The sequence below is a fragment of the Pedococcus sp. P3_C7 genome (genome assembly GCF_056402615.1).
Map to the genome: position 1 here is coordinate 20,809 of NZ_JBFUHC010000013.1, position 25,675 is coordinate 46,483.

A 25,675-nucleotide genomic window follows, 5' to 3' on the forward strand; every position below is an offset into this window, starting at 1 on the left:
ATTGAGTTCCCGGTATGCCGGTGAGCGCACCTCGGTGGCTCACCGCACCGGCGCGGTGGAGCGTGGCGGCGCAGACCTTCGCGCTGCAGGTGCTCGTCGCGCTGCTCGTGGTCGGCGTGGGAACCCTCGCGGCCTACGCGCAGGCGCAGCGGGCCGGCACGCAGGAGGCGACCGCACGGGCGACCGCCGTCGCCGAGACGGTTGCCAGCACGCCATCCGTCGTCGCGGGTGTCCGTACCGGTGCGCCGGGAGCCGGGCTGCAGGCATTTGCCGAGGACGTGCGTCGGGAGACGCGCACCGACTTCGTCGTCATCATGAGCCCGACCGGCATCCGCTACACCCATCCCGACCCCCGGCAGATCGGTGGCCAGTTCCTCGGTCACATCGCGGCGGCCCGCGCTGGAGGCGCCGTCGTCGAGGACTACACCGGGACGCTCGGCCCGTCCCGCCGGGTCGTGGTGCCCGTCCGGGCCGACGACGGGGCGGTCGTCGGGCTGGTGGCGGTCGGCATCCGCAAGGCAGCCGTGAGCGAGCGGCTGCGCGGCCAGCTCCCGGCTCTGCTGCTCGCCGGACTGGCAGCAGCCCTGCTGTCCGGCTTCGGCACCGCGCTCGTCAGCCGCCGGATCCGTCGCCAGACCCACGGCCTTGGCGAGCGGCAGCTGCGGGAGATGGTCGAGTACTACGACGCGGTGCTGCACGCCGTGACCGAGGGACTCCTGCTGACCGACCTCGACGGACGACTCCGGCTCGCCAATGACGAGGCGGTCCGGCTGCTGGGGTTGCCCGACGACGCACGTGGCCGCCCCGTCGCCGAGCTGGGGCTGTCCGCTCCGCTCCTGGCCGCGCTGACCGACGGCGAGCCGCGGGAGGACGAGCTGCACGTCACCTCGGCCAGGGTGCTGGTCCTCAACAAGGCGCGCGCCCAGTGGGACGGCCGCGCACTGGGGTTCGTCGCCACGGTGCGCGATCGCACCGACCTCGAGCACCTCACCGGCGAGCTCGACTCGGCCCGCGGGCTCACCGAGGCGCTGCGCTCGCAGGCCCACGAGTCGGCGAACCGGCTGCACGCCATCGTGTCGCTCATCGAGCTCGGCCACCCCGAGCGCGCGCTGGCCTTCGCCACCGACGAGCTGCAGGTCTCGCAGCGACTCACCGACAGCGTGGTCGGGTCGGTGGGTGAACCTGCCCTGACCGCGCTGCTGCTGGGCAAGGCAGCGCAGGCTGCGGAGCGCGGCATCGACTTCCGGATCTCGGACGAGGCGGTCTGGCCACAGGACGTCGCACCCGTGCGCGACGTGGTGACCATCGTGGGCAACCTCATCGACAACGCCTTCGACGCCGTCACCTCGGGGTCCGGTGAACGCCAGGTCGAGGTGAGCTCGCGGATCGAGGCCGGCCGGGTCGTGCTCAGCGTCGCGGACTCCGGGCCGGGGCTGCCGCCGGACGCCGTCGACCAGGCGTTCCGCCGCGGGTTCTCCACCAAGGAGCAGGGGGGAGCGGGTCGCCGCGGGATCGGGCTGGCCCTCGTGGCGCAGTCTGTGGCGCGCCTCGACGGGGTGCTGGAGGTGTCGGGGCCGCCGGGGGCCCGGTTCACGGTGCGCCTGCCGCTGGAGGCGAAGACCCGTGCCTGACGACGACCTGCCCGCCGACCCAGCCCGGCCCGCTGTCCTCACGGTCCTCGTCGTCGAGGACGAGCCGGTCGCCCTGGAGGCGCATGCGGCCTACGTGGGGCGGGTGCCCGGCTTCGTCGTCGCGGCCACGGCCGCCACGAGTCACGAGGCGCTGCGCGCCCTGCAGTCCACGCCGGTCGACGTCGTGCTGCTCGACATGAACCTGCCCGACCGGCACGGTCTCGACGTCATCCGGGCGATGCGCGCCGGGGGACACCAGGCCGACGTCATCGCGGTGACCTCCGCCCGCGACCTCGACGTGGTGCGCGCGGCGGTGTCCCTGGGCGTCGTGCAGTACCTCCTCAAACCGTTCGTCTTCGCGACCCTGCGCGACCGCCTCGAGGCCTACCGCGCCTATCGGACCCAGCTCGGCCACACCCAGCACCTGTCCACCCAGGCGGAGGTCGACGAGGTCTTCGCCGGGGTGCGCACCAGCAGCCCCACTGCGCTGCCGAAGGGGATGAGCGAGGACCTGCTGGCGCGCGTCACCCGCGCGCTGCGGGACACCGGACAGGGACTGTCCGCGACCGAGCTCGCCGAGGCCGTCGGGGTCAGTCGCGTGACCGCTCGCCGCTATGCCGAGCACCTCTGCGACAACCGTCTCGCCGTGCGCACCCAGAGGTATGCCGGAGCCGGGCGTCCCGAGGTGGAGTACCGCTGGCTGTGAGCGCGCTGAGCGCGGTCAGCCGTCGAGGGCCTTGAGCAGGGCGACGTTGAAGGACACCGCGTCGCGGTCGCCGTCCCCGGCCGCCCAACCTGCCTCGATCGCCGTGTGGACATAGGTCCACGCGAGGGCCTGGTCCTCGTCGATCCCGGCTGCCTCGCAACAGATCTCGAGCCGCCGCCGGACCAGGTAGCGGAAGGCCGATCCGTTGCCGAGCTCGTCGGTGCGGTTGCGCAGCAGGGGCTGGATCTCGAAGCCGGGGTGTCCGGCCATGGCGTGCGGGTCGATGGCCAGCCAGTCCGGGCGACCCGACTCGGGCAGGCTCCCCAGCACGTTCTCGTAGTGCAGGTCGGTGTGCACCAGGGTCGCGTCGCACCCCGGGTCCGCGGTGAGGTCGCGGACCAGCGACGCAGTCCGCTCCAGCATGCGACGGGGGAGGGCTCCCTCTGCGGACTCCAGCCGCGACAGCTGCTCGCGGGCGAAGGTCGACAGGCGCCGAAGCCCCGCCGGCGCCGGAACGTGCAGCTGGCGGAGCAGCTCCCCGACGGTCTGGCAGGCCTGGTCGACGTCCACGGAGCGCAGGTCGCGGTCGGGGTCGAGGGCTTCCAGCAAGAGGGCGCTCCTGCCCGGGTCTGCCGCCACCAGCCGCACGGCGCCGCGGCCGTCCCAGTGCCGCAGCACGAGCGGCTCGTCGCGCGACTCCACGTGGGGCCACACCAGCTTCAGGGCCAGCCGTTCGCCGTCGCGACGGACCGGCACGACGACGGCTGTCCATCCGGTCGCACCGACGCCCAGCGGTTCCAGGCCCCAGTCGTCGAGGACCTCCGCGAGCAGCCGCGGCAGCCGGGCGGACCAGTCGGCACCCGAGGGGCCGCCCACCGCACCGTCCTGCTCGGAGAAGCGGTGGACGGAGGCACGGAACTGCTCGGGGACCAGCGGTGCTACGTCCTCCGGACGCGTCACGTGAGGCCCGGGAAGGCCGACAGCCGGACCCCCCACTGCGATGCCAGGACCTCGGTGTCGGCGAGCCACTGGACGAGCGCACCGAGGGGACCGAGGTCGCCTCCGGTGGACCCCAGGTCCCTGGCGACGGACGCCCGCAGCTGGGTGAGCACCTGCCCGGCCAGCCTGCGCGCGGTCGCGGTCGTCGTCACGGGGAAGGGCAGCGGATAGCCCAGGGCGGGCGGCCCGGCGGAGGCCCCGGCGAGGGACTCCTGGTCCTGCGCGCGCGACTCCAGGGCGGAGAGGGTGGCCAGCGCCAGGGAGTGCTGGGCCCCACTCGGGGACTGGGCGGCCACGACCTCGAAGGCGTACACGGCGGCGCGGGTGCTCTCGAGGTACGAGGCTGCCAGGGAGGGGGCCGACCAGCTGGTCTCGGGCCACGTCGCAGGCGCGCCCAACAGGGTCGCCGCGGCGGCCCGCTGGGCGAGCACGCTTCCGACCAGGGGGATGGCCTGCGAGGGCACCTTCGCCAGCGAGGCGATCGCCGTCGGGCCCAGGTCGCTGGCCTCCTCGGCGCCCAGACCCCTGGGACCCGGGACCGCAGGGGCGGTGCTCGTGCTCGCCGAGCCGGTGGGGCTTCCCGAGGTGCCGGACGCCGTGGCCGTCGCGGTTGACGAGGCCGACGGGCCGGCGGCGGCGGTGTCCAGCACCTTGCGCGGGACCCCGAGCCTCAGCAGCTCCGCCTCGAGCACCGACACCTGGCTGCGGTGCAGGGCGGCCAACCGTGCGGGCACTCCGGTCGCCGGACCGGCCACGGAGGTGGCCCGCGCGGCGAGGTCGTCGCTGTGCCGCCACAGGGCCAGCAGGAACGCCTCGCTCGGGATGGGTGCCCGAGTGGGGATGAGCGGCACGCTCGGCGCGTCGTCCTCGAGCCTGATGCCGCAGGCCGCGAGCGAGGCTGCCGCCATGGCGCCGAGCCCCAGGGTGAGCACGCGGCGCCGGGTGGGGCACGGCGGCATACCGGCGTCGTCCTGGGGCATGGGCCGATCATGACATGCCCGCAGGTGCGGGCATGCGGCCCACTCACGGCGCAGATAGAGTGGCGGTGCACGGCCACACAAACTTCAGAGAGGACGAGTCAGTGAGCGTCAAGGAACAGATTCGTCCCGCCGTCGAGGGCCCCTTGCGCGACCTCGGCCTGCTGGTCGAGGACGTCGCCGTGACCCCCGCAGGCAAGCGTCGTCTGGTCCGCCTCTGGATCGACCGCATCCTCGACGCGACGGGTGACACGACGACCACGACGCCGCCCCTCACCCTCGACGAGGTGGCCGACGCCACCCGAGCCGTGAGCGATGCCCTCGACGAGACCGGCGCGATGGGCGAGCAGCCCTACACGCTCGAGGTCGGGTCGCCGGGCATCGACCGGCCGCTGACCGAGTCTCGCCACTTCCGGCGCAACGTCTCCCGGCTGGTCACCATCACCCCGCTGGAGGGCCCGGCCGTGACCGGCCGCATCACCGCTGCGGGTGAGACGGGTGTGACCCTCGAGGTCCCTGCGGTCAAGCAGGTGCCGGCACAGTCCGTGGACGTGGCGTATGCCGACGTGTCCAAGGCTGTGGTGCAGGTGGAGTTCTCGAGGGCAGCCAGCGACGACGACGACGACGATTCTGAGGAGCACTGACATGGACATCGACCTGGCTGCACTGAGGGCGCTGGAGCGCGAGCGCGACATCTCCCTCGACATCCTCATCCCCGCGATAGAGCAGGCCCTCCTCGTGGCCTACCACCGCACCGACGGTGCCTATCGCTCGGCGCGGGTCGAGCTCGACCGCAAGACCGGACACGTCATCGTCTGGGCCAAGGAGGAGCTCGAGCAGCCCGAGCCCCAGGCCGCCGAGCCGGACGGGGACACCGACTCCGACGCTCCGCCGGCGCCGGTCGAGCGCCCGGTCCGTGAGTACGGCCCGGAGTTCGACGACACCCCGACCGGGTTCGGCCGGATCGCCGCGTCCACCGCGCGGCAGGTCATCGTGCAGCGCCTGCGCGACCTCGAGGACGACGCGATCATGGGCGACTTCAAGGGTCGCGAGGGCGACGTCGTCGCCGGCATCATCCAGCAGAGCCCGGACCCCCGGGTCGTGACCGTCGACTTCGGCACGGTCGAGGGCATCCTGCCCCTGGCCGAGCAGGTGCCGGGGGAGAAGTACGTCCACGGGGAGCGGCTGCGCTGCTTCGTCGTGTCCGTGCGGCGCGGGCCCAAGGGTCCCCAGATCGGCCTGTCCCGCACCCACCCCAACCTGGTCCGCAAGCTCTTCGCCCTCGAGGTGCCCGAGATCGCCGACGGCTCCGTCGAGATCGCCGCCCTGGCGCGTGAGGCCGGCCACCGCACCAAGATCGCGGTGCACTCCAAGGTCGCGGGGCTCAACGCCAAGGGCGCCTGCATCGGCCCGATGGGCGCCCGCGTCCGGGCCGTCATGACCGAGCTCCACGGGGAGAAGATCGACATCGTCGACTACTCCGAGGACGCCCGCACGTTCGTGGCCGCGGCCCTCTCGCCGTCGCGGGTCCAGTCGGTGCAGATCGTGGACCCGACGCTGCGTTCGGCGCGCGTGATCGTCCCCGACTACCAGCTGTCGCTGGCCATCGGCAAGGAGGGCCAGAACGCCCGCCTGGCCGCCAAGCTGACCGGTTGGCGCATCGACATCCGCCCCGACACCGCCCCCGTCGCGGCGTCCTCCGCAGGTGCGGATGACGCGTCCGATCGGCAGTAGGGGCTAGACTGGTGGTGACCGACCGGACTGGACTCCGGCCAGCGGCATCGCGCACGACCCTCCACACCTCGCACGGGCAACCGACCCGGACGTGTGTGGGATGCCGCCGGACGGATAGCTGGTCGGCACTCCTGCGAGTGGTCGCGGAGACGGATGAGACCGGAGTAGTCCGGCTGACTCCTGACCTGCGGCGTTGCCTGCCGGGGCGCGGCGCTTGGCTGCACCCCACGGGCGACTGTCTTGAGCAGGCCCTTCGCCGCCGGGCGTTCGGTCGCGCGCTGCGTGTCAGCGCCGCGCCGGATCCGGCAGCGGTCACGGCATACGTCGAGGGCCTGGACCGGACCACGAGCTAGGCAGTGTCATTGAAATGCAATCCCCCTCATCCCGAGGGAAACCGTCCGCCTCCATGGGCACCGTCCATGGAACCGGTTATGTCCATCGAACCGAGAATGGGTTTGACGCTGATGAGCATCCGATGAGAACTCAGCAATGAGCTCCAACCAGCATTGACGACGGTCCGCGCCTGTCACCTGACTGCGGACCAGGAACAGGAGAAACGTGGCCAAGGTCCGTGTAAGCGCGCTCGCCAAAGAGCTCGGCACCGACAGCAAGACGCTGATCGCCCACCTCAACAGCATTGGCGAGTACGTCAAGACCGCCAGTTCGACGATTGAGGCCCCCGTCGTCCGCAAGGCGACCGAGACATTCCCCGAGGACCTCAAGAAGGCTCCCGCCAAGAAGGCTGCAGCGAAGCCGGCCGGTCCGGCCGCTCCCGCTGCGCCTGCTGCTGCCGCCCCTGCGGCGCCGGCAGCGCCTGCCGTTGCCCCGTCGGCTCCGGCTGCTGCGCCGTCGGCTCCGGTCGCACCGGCACCGGCGCCCGCCTCTCCCGAGACGGTGGCGGCTCCTGCTGCCGCCGCACCGGCGAGCCCGGCTCCCACGGCGCCCGCCGCTCCGGAGGCTCCCGCCGCCCGTGCCGACGTCCAGTCCGCTCGTGATGGTGACCAGCAGGGTCCCGGCGTCCCGGCGTCCCCGCGTCCCGGCAGCGCCCCGCGTCCGGCGGGCTCCGCCCCGGGCGCTCCCCGTCCCGGCGCACCGCGACCGGGCAACAACCCGTTTGCGCCCAGCCAGGGCATGCGCACCGGCCGTGACGGCGGGCAGCCGGGTCGTGGCGACGCCGCACCCCGCGAGGGCGCACCCCGTGAGGGTGGCGGCCGCGACAGCGCCCGTCCGGGCAACAACCCCTTCGCGCCCAGCCAGGGTATGCCGCGCCCCCAGAGCCGTCCCGGTGCCGCCGGTCCGCGCCCTGGCGGCACTGCCGGCCCCGGTGGACCGCGTCCGGCCGGAGCCCGTCCCAGCCCCGGCATGATGCCCGACCGCAGTGCGGTCGGCCGTCCCGGTGACCGTCCCGCCCGCGGTGGCGCACGGGGCCCCGGCGGCCCCGGCGGTGCCGGTGGCGGCCGTGGACCCGGTGGTCCCGGAGGCCCTGGTGGCCCCGGTGGTGGTGGCGGCGGTTTCGCCGGTCGCCCCGGTGGCGGTGGCTTCCGTGGTGGCGCCGGTCGAGGCTCGACCGCAGGTGCCTTCGGGCGCGGCGGTGGCCGTCCCGTGCGCGGACGCAAGTCCAAGCGTGCGAAGCGCCAGGAGTTCGAGCAGATGCAGGCGCCGTCACTCGGTGGCGTCAGCGTGCCCCGCGGCAACGGCGACACGCTCATCCGGGTGCGCCGAGGCTCGTCGCTCAGCGACTTCGCCGACAAGATCAACGCCAACCCCGGTGCCCTCGTGACGGTGCTCTTCCACCTCGGCGAGATGGCCACGGCCACCCAGTCGCTGGACGAGGACACCTTCAAGCTGCTCGGTGCCGAGCTCGGCTACAACATCGAGGTCGTCTCCCCCGAAGAGGAGGAGAAGGAGCTCTTCGACGCCTTCAACATCGACCTGGAGACGGGTATCGAGGGTGAGGACGACGAGGACCTCGAGGCGCGCCCGCCGGTCGTGACCGTCATGGGCCACGTCGACCACGGTAAGACCCGCCTGCTCGACGCGATCCGCAACGAGGACGTCGCCGGTGGCGAGTCCGGCGGCATCACCCAGCACATCGGTGCCTACCAGGTGCACAAGCTGCACGAGGGCGTCGACCGTCCGATCACCTTCATCGACACCCCGGGTCACGAGGCGTTCACCGCTATGCGTGCCCGTGGTGCCAAGGTGACCGACATCGCGATCCTCGTGGTCGCGGCCGACGACGGCGTCATGCCGCAGACCATCGAGGCGCTCAACCACGCCCAGGCTGCGGACGTGCCGATCGTCGTGGCGGTCAACAAGATCGACGTCGAGGGTGCCAACCCGGCCAAGGTGCGCCAGCAGCTGACCGAGTACAACCTGGTCGCCGAGGAGTACGGCGGCGAGACGATGTTCGTCGACGTGTCGGCCAAGGCCGGCCAGAACATCGACGCGCTGCTCGAGGCCGTCCTGCTCACCGCCGACGCCGCGCTCGACCTGCGCGCCAACGCCGACCGCGACGCCCGCGGTGTCGCGATCGAGGCCAACCTCGACCGTGGCCGKGGCGCCMCGGCCACGGTGCTGGTCCAGGCCGGCACGCTGCACGTCGGGGACGCCATCGTCACGGGCTCGGCCTACGGCCGCGTCCGCGCGATGCTCGACGAGCACGGCAACAACCTCACCGAGGCGGGTCCGTCCCGTCCGGTGCAGGTGCTCGGTCTGTCCTCGGTTCCGCGCGCCGGTGACACCTTCGTGGTGGCCCCGGACGACCGCACGGCCCGTCAGATCGCCGAGCGTCGCGAAGCTGCGGACCGTCAGGCCTCGCTGGCCAAGGCCCGCAAGCGCATCTCGCTCGAGGACCTCACCGAGGCCCTCGCAGCAGGCAAGGTCGAGACCCTCAACCTCATCCTCAAGGGTGACGTGTCCGGTTCCGTCGAAGCCCTCGAGGACGCGCTGCTCCAGATCGACGTGGGCGACGAGGTCGACCTGCGGATCATCGACCGCGGTGTCGGTGCGATCACGATGAACAACATCAACCTGGCCATGGCGTCCAGCGCGGTGATCATCGGGTTCAACGTGCGTGCAGAGGGCCAGAACGCCGACTACGCCGAGCGCGAGGGTGTCGAGATCCGCTACTACTCGGTGATCTACCAGGCCATCGAGGAGATCGAGGCGGCCCTCAAGGGCATGCTCAAGCCGGAGTTCGAGGAGGTGGAGCTCGGCACCGCCGAGATCCGCGAGATCTTCCGCTCCAGCAAGTTCGGCAACATCGCCGGTTCCATCGTGCGCAGCGGCGAGATCAAGCGCGGCACCCGGGCCCGGATCACCCGCAACGGTGTCGTGGTCTCCGAGAACGTCGAGATCGCCGGACTGCGCCGGTTCAAGGATGACGTCACCGAGGTCCGTGAGGGCTTCGAGTGCGGCATCAACCTGGGGTCCTACAACGACCTCCAGCTCGGCGACCTCATCGCCACGTACGAAATGCGGGAGAAGCCCCGCGCCTGACGGTATGCCGGGTGGGCCGGCGGCGGCTGCATGTCACCGCCGGCCCACCCGGCGAAGCCGGATGATGGCGCCTGCACCTCTCGCAGGCTCGCTCTACGGTGGTGCGCGCCATCATCAGCCTTCGCCTGAGAGTTCCCACCTCACCCACACCAGCAAGGAGTCCTCGCATGGCTGACGCCGGACGCGCGCGCAAGATCGCCGATCGCATCAAGACGCTCATCGCCGCGAACGTCGTGTCGATCGTCAAGGACCCCGACCTGGGCTTCATCACCGTCACCGACGTCCGCGTCACCGGCGACCTCCAGCACGCCTCGGTCTTCTACACCGTGTTCGGTGACGAGGCCCAGCGCGAGAAGACGGCCGCCCTGCTGGAGAAGAACAAGGGTCGCCTGCGGTCGTTCGTCGGCCAGCAGATCCAGATCCGGCTGACGCCCAGCCTGGACTTCTTCGCCGACGCGATCCCCGAGACCGCCGCGCACATGGAGGACCTGCTGCGCGAGGCCAAGGAGCGCGACGAGGCGGTGGCTGCGGCTGCGGCCGGCGCGACCTACGCCGGCGACGCCGACCCCTACCGCAAGCCCGAGCCCGAGGACGAGGCTCCTTCCACGGACGACACCAGGGACGACACCAGCGACAACGGCGCGGATGCCCGCGCCTGACGGCCTGCTCGTCGTCGACAAGCCGTCGGGCTGGACCAGCCACGACGTGGTCGGCCGGGCCCGTCGGCTGTGCGGGACGCGCAAGGTCGGCCATGCCGGCACCCTCGACCCGATGGCGACCGGCGTCCTGGTGCTCGGCATCGGCCGGGCCACCCGGCTGTTGACCTTCCTCGTCGGCTGCGACAAGGACTACACCGCCACCATCCGGCTGGGCCAGGCCACGATCACCGACGACGCCGAGGGGGAGGTCACCTCCTCCACGGCCGCAGATGGCGTCACCCCGGGACAGCTGGAGGCGGCCGTGAGCCAGCTGACCGGCGACATCGAGCAGGTGCCGAGCTCGGTCTCGGCCATCAAGGTCAAGGGTGAGCGCTCCTACCACCGGGTCCGGGCGGGCGAGGACGTCGACCTGCCCCCACGACCGGTGACGGTCAGCCGGTTCGACATCCTCGCGACGCGCCCGGGTGACGTGGGCGGCATACCCGTGCTCGACGTGGACGTCGAGGTGACGGTGAGCTCCGGCACCTACGTCCGTGCGCTCGCCCGCGACCTCGGTGCCGCACTCGGCGTCGGCGGCCACCTCAGCGCGCTGCGCCGCACCCGGGTCGGGGCCTTCACCCTCGACCGGGCGCACGACCTCGAGGCGCTCGGCGCCGTCGAGGACTCGGAGCGGATGCCGGTCACCCCGCTCGCCGACGCGGCTCGCGCCCAGTTCATCGTGCGCGAGCTCACCGACTCGGAGACGACTGCGGTGGGCTATGGCCAGCGGGTCGAGTCCGCGCAGGAGGGGCGCACCGAGCCGGTCGCGGCCTTCTCGCCGGACGGCCGGTTGGTCGCGATGCTCGACGAGACCGGACGTCAGGCCAGGGCGCACGTCGTGTTTGCCCCCGCTGGTTCGTAGAGTGTCCTCCGTGCACCGCTGGACCGATCCCGCCCAGACCCCTGAGGGCCTGCGCCCCTGCGTCGCCACCTTCGGCAACTTCGACGGAGTCCACCTCGGACACCGAGCGGTGCTGGCCCGCCTGCTCGCCGAGGCGAGCCAGCGGGGCCTGCCCAGTGTGGCCGTCACGTTCGACCCGCACCCGGCGGCGATCTTCCACCCCGAGACCCTCGAGCTCATCGCGGCGGGGCGGCTGCGCGACGAGCTGCTCGAGACCACCGGCATCGACGGCCTGCTCGTGCTCGACTTCACCGAGGAGTTCGCGCAGCAGAGCGCGGAGGAGTTCATCGTCCGCACCTTCGTCGAGACGCTCGGTGTCAGCGCGATCGTCGTCGGCGAGGACGCCCGCGGGTTCGGGCGTGGCTACACCGGCGACGTGTCCACCCTCGCGGCGCTGGGGGAGGAGCACGGCTTCGACGTGATCGTCCTCGACGACCTCGGTAACGGCGAGCGCTGGTCGTCCTCCGCGGTCCGTCGCCACCTCGCCGCCGGCGAGGTGGGAGCCGCCTCCGCGATCCTCGGACGGCCGCACCGCATGACCGGCACCGTCGTGCACGGCGCCCACCGCGGGCGTGAGCTGGGCTACCCGACCGCCAACCTCGCGCCGGACTCGCTCGGCCTCGTCCCCGCGGACGGGGTGTATGCCGGGTGGCTCACCCGCGTGGCAAAGCCCGCGAAGGACCCCGAGCGGACCCTGCCGGCAGCGATCTCGGTGGGGACCAACCCGACCTTCGACGGGACCGTGCGCACCGTGGAGGCCTACGTCCTCGACCGGACGGACCTCGACCTCTACGACGAGGAGGTCACCGTCGAGTTCGTCGAGCACATCCGCCCCACGCTGCGCTTCGACTCCATCGACGAGCTGCTCCAGGCCATGGCCGGGGACATCGAGAAGTGTCGACAGGTCCTCACCTCGATCGTCCCGTCCTGACGAGCAGGTCCCGCTCCGGCGGGACCTGGGCCAGGGCGAGTGGCGGCGCGGCGCGGTGGAGCCGGAGCGACTGGGGGCTGGTCGTCGCGGCCCTCGGGCTCTCGCTGATCGGGGCGCTGCTCGTCTGGTCGGCGACCCGGCACCAGGCCGGGTCGGCCTATCTCGTGCGGCACCTGACCAACACCGTCCTCGGCGTGGCGCTGGCCGCCGCCGTGACCAGGACCGGGTACCAGCTGCTGCGGGCGGTGGCGCCCCTGCTCTACCTCGCGTCCGTCGCGGGGCTCGTGCTGGTGCTCACCCCGGTCGGGTCGACCGTCAACGGGTCGCACTCGTGGATCCTGCTGCCCGGGGGATTCTCGGTCCAGCCGTCGGAGTTTGCCAAGGTCGCCCTGTGCCTCGGCCTGGCGATCCTGCTGGGGGAGCGGATCGACCGCCAGGCCCAGCCCGACGGTCGTGACCTGCTCTTCGCCGTCCTCGTGGTGGGCGTCCCCATCGGGCTGGTCATGCTCCAGCCCGATCTCGGATCGGCCCTGGTCCTCGGCGCGCTCGGGTTCGGCGTGATCGCGGTCGCCGGCACCCCCAAGCGCTACCTCGCGGCTGCAACGGCCCTGGTGGCGGCGGCTGTCGTCGTCGCCCTCACCACGCCCGTCCTCAGTGACTACCAGCGGGATCGGCTGACGGCCTTCGCCGACCCGCAGGCGGACCCTCAGGGGATCGGGTACCAGACCCGCCAGGTGCGCATCGCCATCGGCTCCGGGGGCTGGCAGGGCCAGGGGCTGTTCGAGGGTCGGCAGACCCAGGGCGGGTTCATCCCCTACCAGCAGACCGACTTCGTGTTCTCCGTGGCGGGGGAGGAGCTGGGCTTCCTCGGCGCCGCAGGCCTGCTGCTGCTCCTGGGGTTCGTGGTGCTGCGCGCCGTCCTCGTGGCCGCACGGGCCCAGGACGCGTTCGGACGGCTGATGGCCTCCGGGGTCGCGGTGTGGTTCCTGTTCCAGGTCTTCGAGAACGTCGGCATGAACCTCGGGATCACGCCGGTCACCGGACTGCCGCTGCCGTTCCTGTCGTACGGCGGGTCCTCGATGTTCGCCTGCTGGCTGGCGGTCGGCCTGGTCAACAACGCACACCTGGCCTCGCGGCGGCGCTGAACCACGCGGCATACCGCCGACACGAGACCTGACCGCACGAAGCGTGACGCGTTCAACGCGCTCCGCGGCAACGTCCAACTGTTTGGCCACAATCGCGCTCGATCACCCCCGTTGGACCCTCGTGCGTGGCACTATCCCCGGCAACCCCTGTCACCCCTGTCACGCCGTGTCACCGCACTGTCACCGCACGCAGTCTCACCCCACTGTCACCCCACACTCCCTGTCACCGAGCCGAGGACGGTCAATGTCGACTCAAGCCCCCCATGCCACCTCCACGAGAGCCGCCTCCAGGAACGAGCGCTTCAACGCCGCCGTCCTGGAGCAACGCCCGCCCACGGTGGCCCACCTGTTCCGTGACCGGGTCGCCAAGACGCCGCAGGCCGAGGCGTTCCGCTTCGCGGAGGACGACTCCTGGTCGTCGGTGACCTGGAGCCAGGTGCGCGAGCGCGCCTACCGCCTCGCCGCCGGCCTGATCGCCCTCGGCGTACGGCCCGAGGACCGCGTGGCCATCGCCTCCTCGACGCGCTACGAATGGGCGCTTGCGGACCTCGCGGTGATGTGCGCCGGTGGTGCCACCACGACGATCTACCCGACGACGATCGCCCCGGACGTCGCCTACATCCTGTCCAACTCGGGCAGCGTGGTCGTGTTCGCCGAGGACGACGACCAGGTCGCCAAGCTTCGGGAGCGCCGGATCGACCTGCCGGAGATCGTCCGCGTCGTGACCATCGACGGCACCACGGACGGTGACTGGGTGATCAGCCTCGACGAGCTCGAGCAGATGGGCGCCGAGCTGCTCACGACGAACTCCTCGGCCGTCGACGACCGCATCGACGCCCTCACCAAGGACCAGCTCGCCACCATCATCTACACCTCGGGCACGACGGGCCGTCCCAAGGGCGTCCGCCTCAGCCACGACGCGTGGACCTACGAAGCCGCTGCCGTCGACTCGATCGGCATCCTGAACCCCAGCGACCTCCAGTACCTCTGGCTGCCGCTGGCGCACGTCTTCGGCAAGGTGCTGCTGACCCTGCCCCTGCAGATGGGCTTCCCGACGGCGATCGACGGCCGCGTCGACAAGATCGTCGACAACCTCGCCGTCGTCCAGCCGACCTTCATGGGGGCCGCACCGCGCATCTTCGAGAAGGCCTACGGCCGGATCACGACGATGGTCGCGAACGAGGGCGGCGTGAAGGCCAAGCTGTTCGCGTGGGCCACCGGCGTGGGCGCCAAGGTCGCCGACGCCCGCGCGCGAGGCGAGGAGCCCTCGGGCATGCTCGCCCGCCAGTACGCCGTCGCCGACAAGCTCGTGCTGCACAAGGTGAGGGCCCGCTTCGGCGGTCGGATCCGGTTCTTCATCTCCGGGTCTGCGGCGCTCAACAAGGACATCGCGACCTGGTTCGACTCCGTCGGCCTGGTCATCCTGGAGGGCTACGGCCTCACCGAGACCAGCGCGGCGTCGTTCGTCAACCGGCCGGCCACCAACGCCATCGGCACCGTCGGCTGGGCCCTGCCCGGCACCGAGGTCCAGATCGCCGAGGACGGCGAGGTCCTGCTGCGTGGTCCCGGCGTGATGGAGGGCTACCACAACAAGCCCGAGGACACGGCCGAGACCAAGGACGCCGATGGCTGGTTGCACACCGGCGACATCGGCACCCTCGACGACAACGGGTACCTCAAGATCACCGACCGCAAGAAGGACTTCTTCAAGACCTCCGGTGGCAAGTACGTCGGTCCCTCGCTCATCGAGTCGACCTTCAAGGGCCTGTGCCCCTACGTCAGCCAGTTCATGGTCTACGGGTCCGACCACAACTTCGTGACGGCCCTGGTCACCCTCGACGCCGACGCGATCAAGGAGTGGGCCGACCTGCACGGAGTCGCCGGCGACTACCGAGCGATCGTCACCTCCCCGGAGGTGCGCGACATGGTGCAGATGTACGTCGACAACCTCAACGTCAACCTCAACCGCTGGGAGCAGATCAAGAAGTTCACGATCCTCGACCACGACCTCACCATCGAGGACGGTGACCTCACGCCCAGCCTCAAGCTGCGTCGCAAGGCCGTCAGCGAGAAGTACCAGACGACGCTCGACGCGCTCTACACCAGCCAGTAGGTCGCGCCAGAGGGCTAGTCCGCAGGACCCGGAGCAGCAGCTCCACGCGGCGGGTCGGCGACGAGGGGCACGAAGCGGTACCACCCGTGCTCCTCGACCGCCGGCCCGCTGTCGCGTGCCACCACCCGGACCATCCGTCCCGCCACCGGGATGACGAGCACCCCGTGGGGTGCCAGCTGCCGGACGAGCTCGGCAGGGAGCGACGGCGCCTGCGCCGACACCAGGATGCGGTCATACGGTCCGTATGCCGCGTGGCCCAGCTCGCCCGGCACCGCCGCCTCGACGTGCGCCCACGGCATACCCCTCAGCGCCAGGTTGGCGGCGCCGAAGGTGACGAGGTCGGGAACCCGCTCCACGCCCGTCACCCGGCCCGCCGGTCCGGTCAGGTGGGCCAGCAGGGCCGTGGACCAGCCGGACCCGGAGCCGACGTCGAGGACCCGGTCGCCGGGCTGGACGTCGAGCAGCTCCAACATCTGCCGGACGGTCGTCGGTTGGCTGTTGGTCTGGCCGTGACCGATCGGGAGCGGCGCATCGCGCTCGCTGTGACGTCGTTGGGCGGGCGGCAGGAACGCCAGACGGGGGACCGCCTGCATCGCCGCAGCCACTCGTTCGGCCGTGCTCGGCACCCGTCCAGTATCGCCGGACGGGGTCGCCCAGCGCTCCGCGGGCTGCGTCTGACCTGCCGGCCCAACGCGAACCTGAATGCGCGCTGAGGCTCCCAGCCAACCCCCAGCCAGCACGCAGTCTGCTCACATCGGCCGCGCGCACGCTGGGTTCGTGCCCTGGTGCTGGGGCCGGTCGGAGGTTTGCGCATGCCCCTGCTTGGTTGGCCCCTGCTCGTGACGCTGGGTCTGGCGACGGTCGCCACGACCGTCCTGGCGCTCGTCATGTGGTCCCGCGTCCGCGGCCCTGCCCCTGCGCGCGTGGGGCAGAGGGTCGCGCTGGTCGTGGCGTCCCAGCTCGCCGCGGTGCTGCTGGTCGCGGCTGCCCTCAACGACTATGGGTTCTTCTACGGATCCTGGTCGGAGCTGTTGGGCACGTCGGCCTCGGCGGCTGCGGCGGTCCACGCCGGGGTGAACCCACCGACGAGGCGCCACGGCGCCCTCCCGATAGCAGCCACCAGCGACGCCTCCCTCGGGGGTGTCGACTCCTGGTCGACGCCTGCGCAGTGGGCAACGCGCGGGCGGGTGGAGACCCTCACCCTGTCGGGCGCGCACAGCGGGCTGTCCGAACCTGCGGCGGTCTACCTGCCGCCGCAGTACTTCCAGAGGGCGTACGCGCGGACCGTGTTCCCGGGGGTGGAGGTGTTCACCGGCTACCCGGGAACCACGAGGAACCTGGTCTCGCGGATGAAGTACCCGGATGTCCTGCTGTCGCAGATCGACGCGCACCGTGCGCGGCCGATGGTCCTGGTCATGATGCGACCGACCGTGGCACCGCCACGGGACACCGAGTGCAGTGACGTGCCGGCCGGACCCCAGACCCTCACCTACTTCGGTGAGGACGTCCCGAGGACGGTGTCCCAGACCCTGCGGGTCGCTCCGGTCGGCTGGGGTGCCGTCGGTGACTCCACCGGAGGCTACTGCGCAACCAAGCTCCTGCTCACCCACGCCTCGGTGTTCACGACGGCGGCCTCCCTCTCCGGCTACTACCACACGCTCCGGGACGGGACGACCGGAGACCTCTGGGGTGGTTCGTCGGTGCTGCGGGACCTCAACGACCCGGAATGGCTGGTGCGCCACCAGCCCGAACCCCCGGTCTCGCTCTTTGCGACGATCGGGACCGGCGAAGTCGGGGGCACGGGGATCCGCGACACCCGGCGGTTCGTCGCGCTCGTGCACGCCCCGATGTCCGTGACGACCGTGGTCGTCCCCGGCGGCGGACACAACTTCGCCACATGGTCGGCCCTGATGCCGCAGGCCCTCGACTTCCTGTCCGCCCACCTCGGCGCCTGACCGTCCTCAGGGAGGTGTCGCCGCCAGCAGGGCACGGGCGATCACCTGGTGACCGGCGGCGTTCGGGTGGTCCCCGTCGGAGGACAGCAGCGGGGTGGGGTTGCGGTTGCCTTCCGCGCTGAGGAAGGGCGTGTAGAGGTCCACGCAGGTGTCACCGAAGGTCCGCGCCGTCGCGCAGATCGCTCGGTTGGCGGACAGCGTCACGGTGTCGCTCCAGTCCGCGAAGCCCAGCCCGCGCTGCTGGTCGGCGACGTCGCCGTCCTCGAACACGTTCCAGTAGGTCGTCACCTCCACCCGCTGACCGGCGTGCCCGAGGTCCCTGATCCGGGCGAGGTCGTCAGCGAGCCCGCGCGCCATGGCCGTCACGGCTGGCGCCCGGCAGGCCGCACCGCACCCCGTCCGCTCCCACTGGTCCTCGAGTGGTCCGAGGTCGTTGGCCCCGATGGTCACCACGACCGTGTCAGCCGACGCCACCGACCCGGACGGTCCCGGCTGGGTCAGCTGCGCGGCGAGCGAGCCGGTCGTCAGACCTGGCACCCCGAGGTTGGTGGCGGTCGCAGCCCGCCCATCCCGCGCCGAGACCAGGTCGGCGAAGCGTTCCACGAACGCTGCGCAGTCACAGTTGGACCCGGCGGTGACCGAGTCGCCGAGTCCCACGATGGACATGGTGTTCGAGATAGTCGGGGTGGTCGGGGTCGCCCCCTGTGGCGACGCCGACGGGGTGCTGCGCACCTGGGGGAGGGCGGTGTGCACCGGGGTCGATCCAGCGGGTGGTCGCGATCCGACCACGCCCACCACCGCCGCGATGGCGACCGCACCGACCGCCAGGGCGGCGCCGCCGGCCACGACGCGCGGCGACGGGAGGTGGCGAGGCACCCGCGCGATGGTAGGAGCCCTTGCTGTGAGAAGCGTGGGAATCATCGCATTTTCGGCTCCCGGCGGTGCCGCCGTTACCCTTGTCCCACCATGACCCACACCTGCGGCGCCTCCGTCTTCCCGCTGCTCGAGCCGTTGCTCGAGCAGGTCAGCAAGCCCATCCAGTACGTCGGGGGCGAGCTGAACTCCACGGTGAAGGACTGGAACTGCGGCGGTCACGGCCCGGACGGCCAGGAGCTGACCACCCGCTGGGCGCTGATGTACCCGGACGCGTACGAGGTGGGCGTGCCGAACCAGGGCGTCATGATCCTCTACGAAGTGCTCAACGAGCGCCCGGACGCCCTCGCCGAGCGGACCTATGCGGTCTGGCCGGACCTCGAGGCACTGATGCGCGAGCACGCCGTGCCTCAGTTCACCGTCGATGCGCACCGGTCGGTGCGGGACTTCGACGTGCTCGGGCTGTCGTTCTCGACCGAGCTCGGCTACACCAACATGCTCACCGCGCTCGACCTCGCGGGTATCCCGCTGCATGCGGTCGACCGCACCGACGACGACCCGATCGTCATCGCCGGCGGTCACGCCGCGTTCAACCCTGAGCCGGTCGCCGACTTCGTCGACGCTGCGATCGTGGGCGACGGCGAGGAGGCCGTGCTCGCGGTCACCCACCACATCGGTGCCTGGAAGGCGGAGGGTATGCCGGGCGGCCGCCGCGAGCTGCTGCTGCGCCTGGCTCGGACCGGTGGGGTCTACGTCCCGTCGCTCTACGACGTCTCCTACCTGCCCGACGGGCGGATCCAGCGGGTCGCGCCCAAGGCTGACGCCCACGGAGTGCCGTGGCGGGTGTCGAAGCACACCGTCATGGACCTCGACGCGTGGCCCTACCCCAAGCAGCCTCTCGTGCCGCTGGCCGAGTCGGTGCACGAGCGGATGTCCGTCGAGATCTTCCGTGGGTGCACGCGCGGTTGCCGGTTCTGCCAGGCCGGGATGATCACCCGCCCGGTGCGTGAGCGCTCCATCACCGGTATCGGCGAGATGGTCGAACGCGGCCTGGCCGCCACGGGTTTCGAGGAGGTCGGCCTGCTGTCACTGTCGTCCGCGGACCACTCCGAGATCGCCGACATCGCCAAGGGTCTGGCTGACCGCTACGAGGGCACCCAGACCGGGCTGTCGCTGCCGTCGACCCGCGTCGACGCCTTCAACATCGACCTCGCCAACGAGCTCACCCGCAACGGCCGCCGCTCCGGGCTCACCTTCGCGCCCGAGGGCGGCAGCGAACGTATCCGCAAGGTCATCAACAAGATGGTGTCCGAGGACGACCTCATCAACACCGTCGCCGCGGCGTACGGGGCGGGCTGGCGCCAGGTGAAGCTGTACTTCATGTGTGGCCTGCCCACCGAGACCGACGAGGACGTCCTCCAGATCGCCGAGCTCGCGAAGAAGGTCATCGAGACCGGTCGCCAGGTCTCGGGTCGCCGTGACATCCGGTGCACCGTGTCGATCGGTGGGTTCGTGCCCAAGCCGCACACGCCGTTCCAGTGGTGCGCCCAGCTCGGCGACGAGGAGACCGATGCCCGCCTGGCCAAGCTGCGCGAGGCGATCCGGTCCGACCGCCGCTACGGCTCGTCCATCGGATTCCGTTACCACGACGGCAAGCCCGGCATCGTCGAGGGACTGCTGTCCCGTGGCGACCGCCGGATCGGCCGGGTCATCGAACAGGTCTGGCGCGACGGCGGGCGGTTCGACGGCTGGAGCGAGCACTTCTCGTTCGACCGGTGGATGACCGCGGCCGACACCGCGCTGGCCGACCTCCCGGTCGACGTGGCCTGGTACACCACGCGCGAGCGCGGCGAGTCCGAGGTGCTCCCGTGGGACCACATCGACTCGGGGCTCGACAAGGAGTGGCTCTGGGCCGACTGGCAGGACGCCCTCGACGAGACCGAGGTCGACGACTGCCGCTGGACGCCGTGCTTCGACTGCGGGGTCTGCCCGCAGATGGGCACCGACATCGAGGTCGGCCCGACGGGCAAGACGCTGCTCCCTCTCACCGTCCTCGGCGCCGGTCGCGAGGCGATGCTCGCGGGCGACCACACCCACTGACGCGGCACAGCCACCGAGTCTGAAGGATCGTCCGGACCAGGGTCCTGACGATCCTTCAGACTCGCGGGCGCCCGGCTCTCAGGGGACGACGACGACGTCGCCGACCATGCCCATGTCGTCGTGGATGGCGCAGATGTAGTGGAACGTGCCGACGGTGGTGAAGGTGACGTCGAACGGGGTGCCGGGCGCGAGGACCCCACTGTTGAGGTCGCCACCGGCGAAGTGGGTCGGGTCGCCGGATGGGGCCAGGACCGCGAGCCCGGGAGGCTCTTCGCCGAAGGTCACGGTGTGCGGTGCGCCGGGTCCGGCCACGTAGAACGAGACCGTGCGGCCCACGTGCACGACGAGGTGGTCACGGACGAACCGCGACACCCCGAAGCCCTCGCCGTCCACGCCGACCAGGACACGGGACCCGGTGGTGGCGTGGGACTGCCGGGCCTGCCGCCAGGCGTCCCGTCCGTGACCGAGCGCGGCCTGGGCCTGCTGCGTGCCGACCCTGTCGTAGTCCTGCTGGGTGTAGGGGTAGGCGGTGCCGGCCGGACGGACGTGCACCGTGCCCGTCATCATCAGACCGTGCAGCAGGCAGACGTACGTGAAGTCGCCGGTGGTCGTGAAGGTCAGCTGGTAGCTGGTGGCGGGGTTGGTGAACACGAAGATCGGCTGCGTGGCCAGGATTCCGGAGTTGGCGTAGGCGGTGCCGTTGTAGAGCGAGGATCCCTGGGCGGCGGTCTGTGACGGGTCGAACGGGTTGAACTCGGGCAGCTCCGTCCCGGGGGCAAGGAAGGTCACGGTGTGCGGCTCTGCGCTGTTGGAGGTCCAGTGGACGGTGTCGCCGGCGTCGACCCAGATGTTCTCGGGCAGGAAGGCCATGGCGGTGACGGCCATGTCGGGGGTCTCGGCGCCGACGCGCACGTGCCACGTGACGGGTCCGGCCGTTGCCGCCGAGGCACTCGAGCCGAGGGCGACCGGGATGGCAAGGGGGATGGCGAGGGCTATGACGGAGACGACGGCCAGCACGAGCCGTCGCAGCATTGACTTCGCGGACATGGGTGCTCCTCAAGGGGGACTCACGGTCGCGGTCGCGGCCGCGTCGGATTGCTCGTGGGCCCCTTCAGCGCGCGCACTCCATGACAAGGGTGCTCGTCCGGCCATGACGTGACCTCATGCCTTTGGACGATTTCCGGCGTCCTCCGCTCCTGGACGCGCCATTGCTCGCAGGCGTGGGCGGCGCTGCCGAGCTGTCAGCCGTCTGCGCCGGGGCGTTGCCCGACAGGACGGACTGCGGTGAGGCGCCGGCGACGGTCTTGGTCGTCGAGAACGCGCTCGATCCGGTGCAGGCGCCGTTGGTGAAGAACTCGAACGACACGGTGCCAGCCATGGCGCCGCCGGCGGTGGCAGACACGGTCACCGAGTCGCTCGGCACCCAGGTCTGCGCACTGGTCAGCGACGACGGCACGGTGGTGACGACGACGTCCTCGTTGGTGTCGTCGCACGCGGTGTTGTGGGTCGTGCCGTTGTTGTTCGGCAGGTTCCCGCTGTACGAGGCCGCCCAGTGGTAGGTGCCTGCGGCGGTCGGGACGAACTGCGGGTTCGGCGTGTTGTAGGTGCCGTTGCCGCTGACCGTGACCGCACCGGAGGTGTACGCCGCCGTGGTGCAGTTGTCCGGCCCGAACAGGGTGAACGTGACCGTGCCGCCCGCTGCAGCACCACCGGTACCGGTCAGGTTGATGACCGGGTTGGCCGGCTGGGTGGCCAAGCCGCTCAGGGTGGCGCTGTCACTCACGGAACCACCGAGGACCACGTCGTCACTGGCGCTGGTGGCCAGGGTGGGTGTCACCGGGTTCACGGTGAAGCACTCACTCGCACGGGAGTCGGACGACCCGGGAATGCCGTTGGCCGAGTCACCGCTCCACGCTGCCCGCCAGCAGTACCGACCTGCCGACGTCACATACGCGATCGGCGACAGGACCGTCACGGGGTAGGCCGCGCCGGTCAGGTTGGTCGATCCGACCGAGGTCCCGCCAGTCGTGCACAGCCCGGGGGAGTCGACCTTGCAGAGGTTGAACGCGACTGAGCCAGTCGGGGTGGCGGTGCCGCCCACGAGGTCAACCACGGCCGAGTCCTTCACGGACACGACACCCGTCCCGATGGACAGACCACCTGCAGGGATGTCACCACCGGCGCCGGTCTTCGGCGTGGTGACGGTCGTGGAGGTGCAGTTGGTGATCGGAGGAGCGTTCTTGAGGATGGTGTCCTTGTAGTCGGCCGAGTCCGAGTTGCCCGTCACCGTGCTGGGAATGGTGTTGGCGAACGTCTTGCAGGCCGTGCTGCCGCCGAAGATGGTCGCGGTCAGGTCGACCGCCGCTTCGCCGCGGAACCCGTCCGAGCTGTACTCGGCTTGGGAGACGGTGGCGTTGAGCTGGGTCGGGGCGCTCAGGACCAGGTTGGGCGCCGTGCCGGACCAGGTGCGCAGGAACAGGTCCTTGCTGCCACCCTGCTGGTCCCACAGGATCATGAAGTCGCCGGCCTTGCGGTTGGCCCACGGGTTGCACGCGGCGATGAGCTGCGCGTCCGTGGCGGTGTCGTAGGCACAGGCGGCGGGCGCCGCGCTCTGCATGAACTCGTAGGCGATGAAGCCGCTGCCGCTGTTGGCGTCGCGCTCCCAGGCGAAGTAGAGCCAGTCGTGGTTGGGGGCGGCGGTGTCACGCTCGGTGTCGAGCCAGGCACGGCGCAGGTCGACCTGGCCGTTCGGGTTCGTCGTGTCCAGCATCGGCAGGGCCGCACTGTGGATGACGCCGATCTTGGTGACGTTCGAGTTCTTCGGGCCCAGCTCCTTGACGTTGCCGAACCCGTCCGCGAGCTCGGTGGTGTTGGCATCGGGCACCGTGCCGTCGATGCTGAAGGGGCCGTCGGCGGCGTAGGCCACCTGCGGCACGGCCACCGCTCCGGCGACGACCAGCCCGGCGATGGCGAGGGCGGCCTTCAGCCGCGACCTGCGGGTCATCCTGTTTGCGCCCCCTGCGGTCATGCGTTGTGTCATGACTCCTCCAAATTTCAGCTGCACCGGCCCGGGTTGGAGCCGGGTCGGCATCGCCGGCGGTGTAAACCGCGGCTCCGTCGTCAGGGGAGCTCCCGCCAGCAGGGGGTTCGGAGGACGGTGGGGTCGTCGGGCACTGTCGGTCGGTGCCGGTCTCCCACGCTAGGACGGCCCGGCGTCGAGCAGCACCGCCACCAGGCGCAGGTGGAAGCACGCCGAATGTGCTGGAGGAAGCAGGCAATCCGGCGATTCACGGCCAAGCCGGCCCCTCGCACCACAGGGCTCTCAGGGAACTCACATGAAACCGGTGACATTTGTCATCGGGCAGGGACCAACCCCCGGTGTCGAATGAGACCGCTCCACCTGCGGGCGGCCGAGACCCGGCTGCCCCGGGCCACTCGTCCCGGAGGTCTGATGTCACGAATGTCGAGAACCGCCTGCGCCGCACTGGGCGCAGCCGCACTGGTCACTGCCGCAACCGCCGGATCCGCACTGGCTGCGACGTCGGGGCCTCACGCCCTGCCAGGCAGCGTCCCGTCCTGGGCCGTCGCGAAGAACCGCGCCGCCGGCACCGACGGCACCCAGCAGGTCACGTTCCGCGTCTACCTCAACTACCGCGGAGGTGACGCGGCCGCGGCATACGCCAGTTCCGTCTCGACCCCCGGCAGCGCCAACTACAAGAAGTTCCTGACCCCGGCGCAGTTCCGCGCCCAGTTCTCGCCCGTGCAGGCCGACGTGAACAGCGTCTCGGCGTGGCTGAAGAGCCAGGGCTTCTCGATCGGCACGACCCCCGACAACCGCAAGTACGTCGAGGCCACCGGCACGCTCGCCCAGGCGGCCGCCGCCTTCGACACCTCCTTCGCGGAGTACCGCACCGAGGGCAAGGTGGTGCGTGCCAACGCCTCGGCGCTCAAGGTCCCCGCGAGCCTGACCGCCGTCGAGGGCGTCGTCGGGCTCGACGAGTCGCAGACCCTGGCCCACGCGGACAAGGTCACCCCGGGACCGGACCTGTTCCGCAACGCCGAGCCGACCAGCGCCTACTGGGGCGAGAAGACGGTGCAGAACACCCCCACGCCGGACGGCACCGCCCTGCCGGCCTCCCCGAGCGCCTTCGCGCCCAAGGGGTATGCCGGGGCGCAGCTCCAGGGCCTGTACGGCATGACCGGGGCGATCGGCTCCGGCAACGACGGCCGGGGAGTCACGGTCGGCATCATCGACGCCTACGCGTCGCCGACGATCCTCCAGGACGCCAACACCTACTCGGCCGCCCACGGGCTGCCGTCCCTCAACGGTCACTTCACCCAGGTCGTGGCGCCGGGCACCTACAACCGTCCCGAGAACCCCAGGCAGGACCCCCAGGGCTGGGCCGGTGAGGAGACCCTCGACGTCGAGGCGGTCCACACCATGGCTCCGGGAGCCGACATCACCTACATCGGCGCCCCGAACAACTACCGCGACATGGACGCGATCATGAACAAGGTCGTGGACCAGCACCTCGCCGACATCGTCAGCAACTCCTACGGCTACGGCGGCGAAGCACTCCCGGCCGGCACCATCAAGCCGTCGTTGGACACCCAGATCCAGGCGGCCGCCGAGGGCATGACGCTGTTCTTCTCCTCCGGCGACAGCGGCGACGAGACCGGCGGGGTCGCCGGCGCCACCCCCAGCCCGGACTGGCCGGCCTCGAGCCCCTACGTCACGGCGGTGGGCGGCACCAGCGCCGGCGTGTCCCAGGCCAACGGTCGCGTCTTCGAGCTCGGCTGGGAGACCGCCAAGGGCACGCTGAACAAGGCCACCACGACGTGGAACACCCCGGTGTTCCTCTACGGCAGCGGCGGCGGCACCTCGCGGCTGTTCGCCCAGCCGTCCTACCAGGCGGGTGTGGTCCCTGCGGCCATCTCGCAGACCTACGGTGGCGGCGCGATGCGCTCGGTGCCCGACGTCGCGGCCCTGGGGGACCCCAACACGGGCATGCTCGTCGGTGAGACCCAGACCTTCCCGGACGGGTCGCAGCAGTACTCCGAGTACCGCATCGGCGGCACCTCGCTCGCCTCGCCGCTCTACGCGGGCATGTTCGCCCTGGCCCAGCAGAAGGCGGGTCACGCGTTCGGTCTCGCCAACCCGGTGCTCTACGGAGCCCGCAGCACCAGCATCGACATCACCAAGTCCGACATCGCGGCCTACCCCGGTGACGTTCGCTCCGACTACGTCAACGGCGTCGACGTAGTCGACGGCTACGTCTACAGCGCTCGCTACTTCGACCGTGATGACGCCCTGACCATCCACGTCCGCCCCGGGTACGACGACGTCACCGGCGTCGGGGTCCCCAACGGACAGGCGTGGTTGAACGCGGTCGCTTCCTCCTGACCGCGCG

The 25,675-nt window shown here is 71.1% G+C and carries 20 protein-coding genes; 14 read left to right on the plus strand and 6 right to left on the minus strand.

Translation table 11 applies throughout. The annotated features are described in order from the left end of the window. Positions 1-14 precede the first annotated feature (14 nt). On the plus strand, positions 15-1,631 hold the full coding sequence (locus tag AC1DS4_RS17580; protein WP_477632652.1) for a sensor histidine kinase: 1,617 nt from the start codon (positions 15-17) through the stop codon (positions 1,629-1,631). Further along, complete coding sequence (locus AC1DS4_RS17585) at positions 1,624-2,337, plus strand: response regulator (RefSeq protein WP_477632651.1); 714 nt, start codon at positions 1,624-1,626, stop codon at positions 2,335-2,337. Before AC1DS4_RS17580 ends, AC1DS4_RS17585 begins: the two co-directional genes overlap by 8 nt. A gap of 15 nt (positions 2,338-2,352) precedes the next feature. Here AC1DS4_RS17585 and AC1DS4_RS17590 read toward each other — a convergent pair whose 3' ends face one another. Together AC1DS4_RS17590 and AC1DS4_RS17595 are read right to left on the minus strand one after the other, a co-directional pair. After that, on the minus strand, positions 2,353-3,297 hold the full coding sequence (locus AC1DS4_RS17590; RefSeq protein WP_477632650.1) for an aminoglycoside phosphotransferase family protein: 945 nt from the start codon (positions 3,295-3,297) through the stop codon (positions 2,353-2,355). Beyond that, positions 3,294-4,316: a DUF4439 domain-containing protein gene (locus AC1DS4_RS17595; protein ID WP_477632649.1), complete on the minus strand. Its 1,023-nt coding sequence runs from the start codon at positions 4,314-4,316 to the stop codon at positions 3,294-3,296. The genes AC1DS4_RS17590 and AC1DS4_RS17595 overlap by 4 nt, the downstream gene beginning before the upstream one ends. A gap of 101 nt (positions 4,317-4,417) precedes the next feature. Between AC1DS4_RS17595 and rimP the strand changes: the two genes are divergently transcribed. From rimP to AC1DS4_RS17640, 9 genes are all read left to right on the plus strand, one after another. Further along, positions 4,418-4,957, plus strand: coding sequence for a ribosome maturation factor RimP (gene rimP, locus AC1DS4_RS17600; RefSeq protein WP_477632648.1), 540 nt, complete (start codon positions 4,418-4,420; stop codon positions 4,955-4,957). A 1-nt stretch (position 4,958) separates the two neighbouring features. Further along, on the plus strand, positions 4,959-6,047 hold the full coding sequence (gene nusA, locus AC1DS4_RS17605; RefSeq protein WP_477632647.1) for a transcription termination factor NusA: 1,089 nt from the start codon (positions 4,959-4,961) through the stop codon (positions 6,045-6,047). 95 nt (positions 6,048-6,142) lie between these two features. After that, entirely contained in the window at positions 6,143-6,400 is a 258-nt protein-coding gene (locus AC1DS4_RS17610) for a YlxR family protein (protein WP_477646096.1), read from the plus strand. A 205-nt stretch (positions 6,401-6,605) separates the two neighbouring features. Beyond that, entirely contained in the window at positions 6,606-9,548 is a 2,943-nt protein-coding gene (infB, locus tag AC1DS4_RS17615) for a translation initiation factor IF-2 (RefSeq protein WP_477646086.1), read from the plus strand. Between the two features lie 167 nt (positions 9,549-9,715). After that, the gene (gene rbfA / locus AC1DS4_RS17620; protein WP_477623426.1) at positions 9,716-10,207 is read left to right on the plus strand and encodes a 30S ribosome-binding factor RbfA; all 492 of its coding nucleotides are present in this window, start codon (positions 9,716-9,718) and stop codon (positions 10,205-10,207) included. Continuing rightward, positions 10,194-11,108, plus strand: coding sequence for a tRNA pseudouridine(55) synthase TruB (truB, locus tag AC1DS4_RS17625; RefSeq protein ID WP_477623427.1), 915 nt, complete (start codon positions 10,194-10,196; stop codon positions 11,106-11,108). The genes rbfA and truB overlap by 14 nt, the downstream gene beginning before the upstream one ends. Positions 11,109-11,118: 10 nt before the next feature. Further along, a complete protein-coding gene (locus AC1DS4_RS17630) occupies positions 11,119-12,078 on the plus strand; it encodes a bifunctional riboflavin kinase/FAD synthetase (protein ID WP_477632644.1) in 960 nt (319 codons plus the stop codon). Then, the gene (gene rodA / locus AC1DS4_RS17635; RefSeq protein ID WP_477632643.1) at positions 12,042-13,223 is read left to right on the plus strand and encodes a rod shape-determining protein RodA; all 1,182 of its coding nucleotides are present in this window, start codon (positions 12,042-12,044) and stop codon (positions 13,221-13,223) included. The genes AC1DS4_RS17630 and rodA overlap by 37 nt, the downstream gene beginning before the upstream one ends. Positions 13,224-13,467: 244 nt before the next feature. Next, on the plus strand, positions 13,468-15,336 hold the full coding sequence (locus AC1DS4_RS17640) for an AMP-dependent synthetase/ligase (RefSeq protein WP_477632642.1): 1,869 nt from the start codon (positions 13,468-13,470) through the stop codon (positions 15,334-15,336). 14 nt (positions 15,337-15,350) lie between these two features. Here AC1DS4_RS17640 and AC1DS4_RS17645 read toward each other — a convergent pair whose 3' ends face one another. Next, positions 15,351-15,962 carry a protein-L-isoaspartate O-methyltransferase family protein gene (locus AC1DS4_RS17645; RefSeq protein ID WP_477632641.1) on the minus strand — a complete coding sequence of 204 codons (612 nt, stop codon included), beginning with the start codon at positions 15,960-15,962 and terminating at the stop codon, positions 15,351-15,353. A gap of 186 nt (positions 15,963-16,148) precedes the next feature. Here AC1DS4_RS17645 and AC1DS4_RS17650 point away from each other — a divergent pair, with 186 nt between their 5' ends. Then, positions 16,149-17,291: an alpha/beta hydrolase gene (locus tag AC1DS4_RS17650; protein ID WP_477632640.1), complete on the plus strand. Its 1,143-nt coding sequence runs from the start codon at positions 16,149-16,151 to the stop codon at positions 17,289-17,291. A 6-nt stretch (positions 17,292-17,297) separates the two neighbouring features. On the opposite strand, the gene AC1DS4_RS17655 is transcribed toward AC1DS4_RS17650, so the two are convergent. Continuing rightward, positions 17,298-18,167, minus strand: coding sequence for an SGNH/GDSL hydrolase family protein (locus tag AC1DS4_RS17655; RefSeq protein WP_477632639.1), 870 nt, complete (start codon positions 18,165-18,167; stop codon positions 17,298-17,300). A gap of 90 nt (positions 18,168-18,257) precedes the next feature. Between AC1DS4_RS17655 and AC1DS4_RS17660 the strand changes: the two genes are divergently transcribed. Beyond that, a complete protein-coding gene (locus tag AC1DS4_RS17660) occupies positions 18,258-20,264 on the plus strand; it encodes a TIGR03960 family B12-binding radical SAM protein (protein ID WP_477632638.1) in 2,007 nt (668 codons plus the stop codon). A gap of 78 nt (positions 20,265-20,342) precedes the next feature. Here the strand turns inward: AC1DS4_RS17660 and AC1DS4_RS17665 are convergent, their stop codons facing one another. Continuing rightward, a complete protein-coding gene (locus AC1DS4_RS17665) occupies positions 20,343-21,311 on the minus strand; it encodes a cupredoxin domain-containing protein (RefSeq protein ID WP_477632637.1) in 969 nt (322 codons plus the stop codon). A 64-nt stretch (positions 21,312-21,375) separates the two neighbouring features. After that, a complete protein-coding gene (locus tag AC1DS4_RS17670; protein WP_477646087.1) occupies positions 21,376-23,268 on the minus strand; it encodes a hemagglutinin in 1,893 nt (630 codons plus the stop codon). Between the two features lie 456 nt (positions 23,269-23,724). Here AC1DS4_RS17670 and AC1DS4_RS17675 point away from each other — a divergent pair, with 456 nt between their 5' ends. Continuing rightward, on the plus strand, positions 23,725-25,668 hold the full coding sequence (locus AC1DS4_RS17675; protein ID WP_477632635.1) for a S53 family peptidase: 1,944 nt from the start codon (positions 23,725-23,727) through the stop codon (positions 25,666-25,668). The last annotated feature ends 7 nt before the right edge of the window (positions 25,669-25,675 follow it).

Coding starts and splice junctions, on each gene's coding strand:
- AC1DS4_RS17580 (WP_477632652.1), top strand. CDS start 15: ATGCCGGTGAGCGCACCTCGGTGGCTCACCGCACCGGCGCGGTGGAGC.
- AC1DS4_RS17670 (WP_477646087.1), bottom strand. CDS start 23,268: ATGACCCGCAGGTCGCGGCTGAAGGCCGCCCTCGCCATCGCCGGGCTG.
- AC1DS4_RS17595 (WP_477632649.1), bottom strand. CDS start 4,316: ATGCCCCAGGACGACGCCGGTATGCCGCCGTGCCCCACCCGGCGCCGC.
- AC1DS4_RS17660 (WP_477632638.1), top strand. CDS start 18,258: ATGACCCACACCTGCGGCGCCTCCGTCTTCCCGCTGCTCGAGCCGTTG.
- truB (WP_477623427.1), top strand. CDS start 10,194: ATGCCCGCGCCTGACGGCCTGCTCGTCGTCGACAAGCCGTCGGGCTGG.
- AC1DS4_RS17640 (WP_477632642.1), top strand. CDS start 13,468: ATGTCGACTCAAGCCCCCCATGCCACCTCCACGAGAGCCGCCTCCAGG.
- AC1DS4_RS17675 (WP_477632635.1), top strand. CDS start 23,725: ATGTCGAGAACCGCCTGCGCCGCACTGGGCGCAGCCGCACTGGTCACT.
- AC1DS4_RS17665 (WP_477632637.1), bottom strand. CDS start 21,311: ATGTCCGCGAAGTCAATGCTGCGACGGCTCGTGCTGGCCGTCGTCTCC.
- rbfA (WP_477623426.1), top strand. CDS start 9,716: ATGGCTGACGCCGGACGCGCGCGCAAGATCGCCGATCGCATCAAGACG.
- nusA (WP_477632647.1), top strand. CDS start 4,959: ATGGACATCGACCTGGCTGCACTGAGGGCGCTGGAGCGCGAGCGCGAC.
- AC1DS4_RS17650 (WP_477632640.1), top strand. CDS start 16,149: ATGCCCCTGCTTGGTTGGCCCCTGCTCGTGACGCTGGGTCTGGCGACG.